Below are 5,191 nucleotides of genomic sequence, written 5' to 3' on the forward strand. Positions count from 1 at the left end.
CCGGTACGCTCTCGTTGCGCCAATCGGCCGTAACTTTCATCCCGATTTCCGGCCAGACTTGACACCCGCCGAGATGCACAGCATCGCTTCGGATGGCACTATTCTTTCGCGCAAGGTCAGCCGGTCGAAGTTGGCCGAAACTGTTAACGCAATCGCTCCAAACACAGTTGCAATGGAAGCCTGCGCCAGCGCTCATCACTGGGGACGGCAGTTCAAGTATGATGGGCGACAGGTTCTGCTCATCAATCCTCGCTTCGTAAAGCCCTTTGTGCGCGGCTCCAAGAATGATGCAGTTGACGCAGCGGCAATATACGAAGCTGCGATACGACCGACCATGCGGTTTGTACCGGTCAAGTCGACCGCGCAGCAAGACCTTCAGTCGCTGCATAGAATAGGAGAACGTCTGATTGTTCAGCGTACCTCGTTGATCAATCATGCACGCGGCCTTCTCGCCGAGTATGGAATCGTTTTGCCGCAAGGGCCGTGGCGCTTTGCATTCCAGGCACACCCTCGGCTGTCGACAATGCGGCTCTTTCCAATCTCGGACGCGAGCTATTCCTCGAACTCCTCGACCAGCTGACCGATGTAAATGGCCGGGTGGCCAAGCTCGACGCGAAGATTGGGGAGATTTGCCGCGAGCGAGAAGATTGCCGCCGTCTGTCCGAACTGCCAGGCATCGGTCCGATCATCGCAACAGCACTTGTTGCTAGCGTTGAGGACGGACATCACTTCAAATCCGGGCGAGAACTGGCAGCTTGGATAGGGTTAGTCCCACGACAATACACGACTGGCGGCAAGCCACGCCTCGGTGGAATTGGTCGCCGAGCGAACCATTATCTCCGTCGCCAGATGATCCATGGCGCGCGTGCTCAGTCATCAGTCGACTTGCCAAGCACGACGATCACCGATCTCGATGGCTGAAAAAGCTCGTCGCTCGCAGGGGATTCAATAGAGCGCTTGTTGCGCTTGCCAACAAGATCGCTCGCGTAGCATGGGCATTACTAGCGCGACAGGAGCGGTGTGCCGCACAATAGTCATTTGCCAATCGTTGCCTGTGAGGCAATGATGAATGCGAGGTAAGAACTGATGGCGCAACGGCAGGGACCGCAGCTTCGGATCCTGATCTACGACAAGGCCGCAAAGGTCGATCATGTTATAAGGACAGAGGTAGAGGACTCCCATCAAGGCCAGGGGCGTGACCGCTCAAGCGATAGGCCGGACAGGTTCACGCATCCAATGCCGAGTGTCACCAAATGTTCATCTCGCCCGGGAGGCGTCCATAAATTGTCGTAGATGCCACGCGTGCAGGTGCCATGGAAGAAGGCGAAGGCCCGGTCATGGGCGTCGAACACCATCTCCTGGCTCTCGCGCATATAGGCCGGCGCAAACATCATCCGGCTGTGGCAAAGCCGGACATGGGCGACCTTGACGGTCGTCGTCACCGGACTGGCGCGATGAGGAAGTGACCAGCCAGAAAGAGCAGGTAAGGGCTGATGTTCTCGCCCATGCTCACTGGCGCAACGAACGCCGCCGGCAGCTCCTGGAGCGGGCCGAACGGTGACGCCGCAATCGACCCTTCTTCCTCGAGGAGAATTCGAACACCGGAGATCCGGGCGCGGCAAAATTTGTGTGCGAGACGCGGCAATCAGCCAAGTGAGAATTCCTCACCTCATACTCTATCGCCATCGCGGCTCGCGAGGGGCATTGTGGAGAAGTTCGCTCGCTGTTGCAAAGGGGCCAAATAGCTGCAGCAGGCGGGCTTCCTCGATATCAGTGAGATGGTGTCGCTTCGCGAACTCTTGAACAGACCATACGGGTTTGGTCTCGACATTCTCCAGAGATTCAATGCGCTGCATGCTTACTCAGTCCTCCTTACTAAACGGGAGGAGGAAATACATGTTAATACATTAGAAAGATATAAAATAAGACATGTCGCCGCTTGTTGGTACGCTGCCGAACACATCACAGCGGCGATTTAGTGACTCCTCGAACGGGTACACCCTGCTTCCGCGCACCCACGCTGGTTACTGGAAGCCCATCCCCTTGAACGGCGGCGGGCTTTGTCCTCATCATTGCGAGTTTGGCCTCACGCTCGTCCGGGTGCCGCGACACCTGGAGCAATCGTCAGCACGCGTACGACTTCCGCGGCCAACTCTGTGACATCGTACACGAGGGCCGCTCCATGGTTACCGGTGGCCGTCGTGACTATCGACGTACGGTCAGGGAGCGCTATCAGGGACACCACCTGATCCGGTTTATGAAAACAGGCACCGCAGCCTGTCCAATCAGGGTCAATTGTACAAGCCTCATGTCATCCCTCCTGCACGCGAGGTTTGCTTCGCGGTATAAACGCAAGAGACTTGGGGAAGTTTAGGTGGGGATTGGGTTCGAGGGAAGCTACCTCAGTTTGCTATGAACCAGCCTCGAGGTAGGGCGAAGACGTTTAGAAGAGCGTCGGCGGATGGTGGGGCACTGTCTTGAAATCGTTGCGTTAAGAAGAACTACATCCAAGAGATCACCAATATCGACGATGCATTCGACCTGTTGGAGGAATGGCCCGGCCATCGACGTGATCTTGCCTACGACACAGTTCTAAAGGCTTGTCGTGATGCTTACGTTGGCCGAATGCCTTTAAGCGCCCTATACGAGACATTGCGCCGCTTTGCCAAAAAGGCCGGAGCTTTGGTCGACATTGAAGAGGTGCCGAATTTTAGCATCCTGTCGAGCGATAGGAGCGTGTCTAGCCGGTAATGTCGGTGTCCCAGCTCGCCGTTCTGCTCGCCCTTACCGGAGCGAGCCCGCTCGCGTTGTCTATCGCCGAGAAGGTTGTCGCCACCACTCGCCCGTCACCGCCCGGTGGCGGGTTTTCTATTGCGATCCGGGGAGCTGCTGAGGAGTGCCAGGCGCTGCAGGTAGCCTGTTTTCGGTGTTCTGTCGGTCGGGCGGCACCGTTGGAGCAGTCTCCGGGTCGGTGCGGACCCAATATCCGATAGCCAAACCAATGAGTACGACCACAATGGCCGCGATTATTGCACCGAGCGCTCGTTTGCTCGACATGGTTTGAGCCCTTTCTTTCTACGTTCGAGCTGCAGTTGCAGAACCTTACCGCTCCGTCTTTTGGCCTACTCTACGCCTCACGAGCTTCAGGGTTCGATCCGGCTGGACGATATAGACTTCCTGCACGAAGTTCCCGAATTGATCCTCAAACTCGTTCGGCACGGTGCTGCCAACAGGCGATTTGGTGAGGCGTGCCACGTGGCCACCATACGTGATGCTGCCCGGAACGGGTTGGATCTCGGCGGAGCCGGCGGAGCAGGACGAGAGTGTAATGACTGCGGCGGATGCAATGAAGTAGAGTTTCATAGGTGTCCTTTCACAAGAGGCCACCCGAACCGCGGCGGATTACCAATGTTCCGCCTAGTCCCTACTTCCGAGCGGGGACGCCGCTTTTCCGCCCCTCAGCTCGGCACTGAGAGCTAGTCGCTAACTGAGGGTGCGGCACTTACCTTTGATCAACGCTTCCAGATCGCCGCCGCTGACGATAGGCTCCGGCATTTGCCCGGAGTGCACGAAGACCTCGATGGCTTGGAGGTCACCAATGTTCATCCGGCAATATTCCAAGGCTTTTTCGAAACAGCCGAATGTTTTGTTCCGTGTCCCTGGTGACCAGGAATGCACGGTTGTCGGAATGCCGACATAATCGGAAGCGCGGTGGGGCATGGTACTTTCCGTATCGTTCTGGTGCGAACGTTACCACATGACAGAAAAATGACGGTGGCTTTGCTCTCCAGATGGTTAGCGTTTCACTACTGGATCCAGACAAAGCGCTGGCCATCTACAGTGCGAAGTGGCCGGCCGGATCAAAGCATGAAGACTTATCGGAACGGCGGATTTGCTTCGATCCAGCTGCCCGTGCCTTTGAGGGTTCGATCGTGCTTATGGTTGTGTGTCAACTCAGACACTATAAGCGTGTCGCTATCTTGAATGAATCGACGGTAGTGGTCGTAAACTTCCGCAGCCGTGTTGGCTAGGTTTACGAGCCAACATGAGATCTGGCATTTGTGCGCTCCGCGGCTCGTCAGGTCACGTAGGACCGGCCGGTAACACGGTGCGCTTTCCTTCTTCACGAGATCGAAAGTTAGGATGAACGGAGGCATGCTCCCATCCTCCCAGCTGCGTGGGCTAGAGACGTCCCCATGGAGACCGATATCCCGGTATCGCGATGTCCGTGACCCACCTCCCGTTGCTTTCCTGAAGAACGCACTTCAGCGGAATTTGGTTCAAGGCGGCAAGCCAGTAGAAAGTTCATATCGCGAAATGCGAAGGCCCCGCCGGCTCGTCGCGGGTCTGCTCTGTGTAAATCCGGGTGCAAGCAGGCAGGCTGGATCACTCCAACAAGGGATACCACTATGGCACCGATGGTCGACCTCGCGCGCACCGCGGCGGAGAAGAAAGAAGAACTCGACCGTTGGGAGAAGGGGCCGACCGAATCCGATCGCCCGGACTACGCCTACGCCTGACGCTCTTCCTCGATTACACGACCCTCAAGAAGATGGGTCTCACCGATCGCGAACTGGCCGAAAAAGTACGAGGTAAGGCGCCCTCGATCGAGCTGCGCTCTGCCTTCGAGCGCTTCACGCAATGGCTGACCTTTCGCTTGATGACGGTGACTATTCCGTCACCGGCGTGGGTTCTGACGACGGTGGCACGGTGGTCAAAGCATCGGCGCTGCTCACGGGGCAGACCCTCACCATCGTACGCGATCCACCGTTGACGCAAGAAACGTCTCTTGAAAACCAGGGGCCGTACAATGCGAACGTGGTCGAGAGCCGCCTTGATCTGATGGTGATGCAGGCCCAGTCCGTCAAAGAGGCGACGGACCGATCGTTCAAGGTTGAACCCGGACAGCCGGCGCCGTCCTTGCAGTTGATCGCGGCCGCTGAGGGATTTGCCTCGGCCGCCCAGCAAAGCGCTCAGGACGCCGCAGCGTCGGCCACCGCTGCCGCTGGTCTCGAAACCACCTATCAAGGATAGGTAACGACGCCTCAGGATATGTCGTCTCGGCTTCCCAGTGGTCCGCCAAGGCGCAGGAGTGGGCCGTCAAGATGGACGGACTGGTGGACGGAGCGGGACTATTCCGCCAAGTACTGGGCAGGACAGGCGTACCTTCAAGGTGGCGTCCCTGTGGCTA

5 protein-coding genes and 2 pseudogenes are annotated in these 5,191 nt (G+C 57.5%); 3 read left to right on the top strand and 4 right to left on the bottom strand.

Going from position 1 to position 5,191, the window contains the following annotated elements:
- The first annotated feature begins 73 nt into the window (after positions 1-73).
- A pseudogene (locus ACPYOJ_RS33745) lies at positions 74-1,034 on the top strand (IS110 family RNA-guided transposase).
- A 240-nt stretch (positions 1,035-1,274) separates the two neighbouring features.
- Here the strand turns inward: ACPYOJ_RS33745 and ACPYOJ_RS33750 are convergent.
- A pseudogene (locus ACPYOJ_RS33750) lies at positions 1,275-1,439 on the bottom strand (IS21 family transposase); the annotation flags it as partial.
- Between the two features lie 237 nt (positions 1,440-1,676).
- Positions 1,677-1,856 (bottom strand): hypothetical protein, encoded by a 180-nt coding sequence (locus ACPYOJ_RS33755; RefSeq protein ID WP_481420131.1) that lies wholly within the window; start codon positions 1,854-1,856, stop codon positions 1,677-1,679.
- 688 nt (positions 1,857-2,544) lie between these two features.
- Between ACPYOJ_RS33755 and ACPYOJ_RS33760 the strand changes: the two genes are divergently transcribed.
- On the top strand, positions 2,545-2,751 hold the full coding sequence (locus ACPYOJ_RS33760; RefSeq protein ID WP_481420132.1) for a DUF982 domain-containing protein: 207 nt from the start codon (positions 2,545-2,547) through the stop codon (positions 2,749-2,751).
- A 351-nt stretch (positions 2,752-3,102) separates the two neighbouring features.
- Here ACPYOJ_RS33760 and ACPYOJ_RS33765 read toward each other — a convergent pair whose 3' ends face one another.
- Complete coding sequence (locus ACPYOJ_RS33765; RefSeq protein WP_481420133.1) at positions 3,103-3,363, bottom strand: hypothetical protein; 261 nt, start codon at positions 3,361-3,363, stop codon at positions 3,103-3,105.
- 120 nt (positions 3,364-3,483) lie between these two features.
- Positions 3,484-3,720, bottom strand: coding sequence for a hypothetical protein (locus ACPYOJ_RS33770; protein ID WP_481420134.1), 237 nt, complete (start codon positions 3,718-3,720; stop codon positions 3,484-3,486).
- Between the two features lie 921 nt (positions 3,721-4,641).
- Between ACPYOJ_RS33770 and ACPYOJ_RS33775 the strand changes: the two genes are divergently transcribed.
- Complete coding sequence (locus ACPYOJ_RS33775; RefSeq protein ID WP_481420135.1) at positions 4,642-5,034, top strand: hypothetical protein; 393 nt, start codon at positions 4,642-4,644, stop codon at positions 5,032-5,034.
- Positions 5,035-5,191 lie beyond the last annotated feature (157 nt).

This window comes from Rhizobium sp. SVR5-9E (assembly GCF_056755095.1).

Excerpts from the sequence above, each read along its gene's own strand:
- ACPYOJ_RS33755 (WP_481420131.1), bottom strand. The coding sequence starts at position 1,856 with ATGCAGCGCATTGAATCTCTGGAGAATGTCGAGACCAAACCCGTATGG.
- ACPYOJ_RS33765 (WP_481420133.1), bottom strand. The coding sequence starts at position 3,363 with ATGAAACTCTACTTCATTGCATCCGCCGCAGTCATTACACTCTCGTCC.
- ACPYOJ_RS33770 (WP_481420134.1), bottom strand. The coding sequence starts at position 3,720 with ATGCCCCACCGCGCTTCCGATTATGTCGGCATTCCGACAACCGTGCAT.
- ACPYOJ_RS33775 (WP_481420135.1), top strand. The coding sequence starts at position 4,642 with ATGGCTGACCTTTCGCTTGATGACGGTGACTATTCCGTCACCGGCGTG.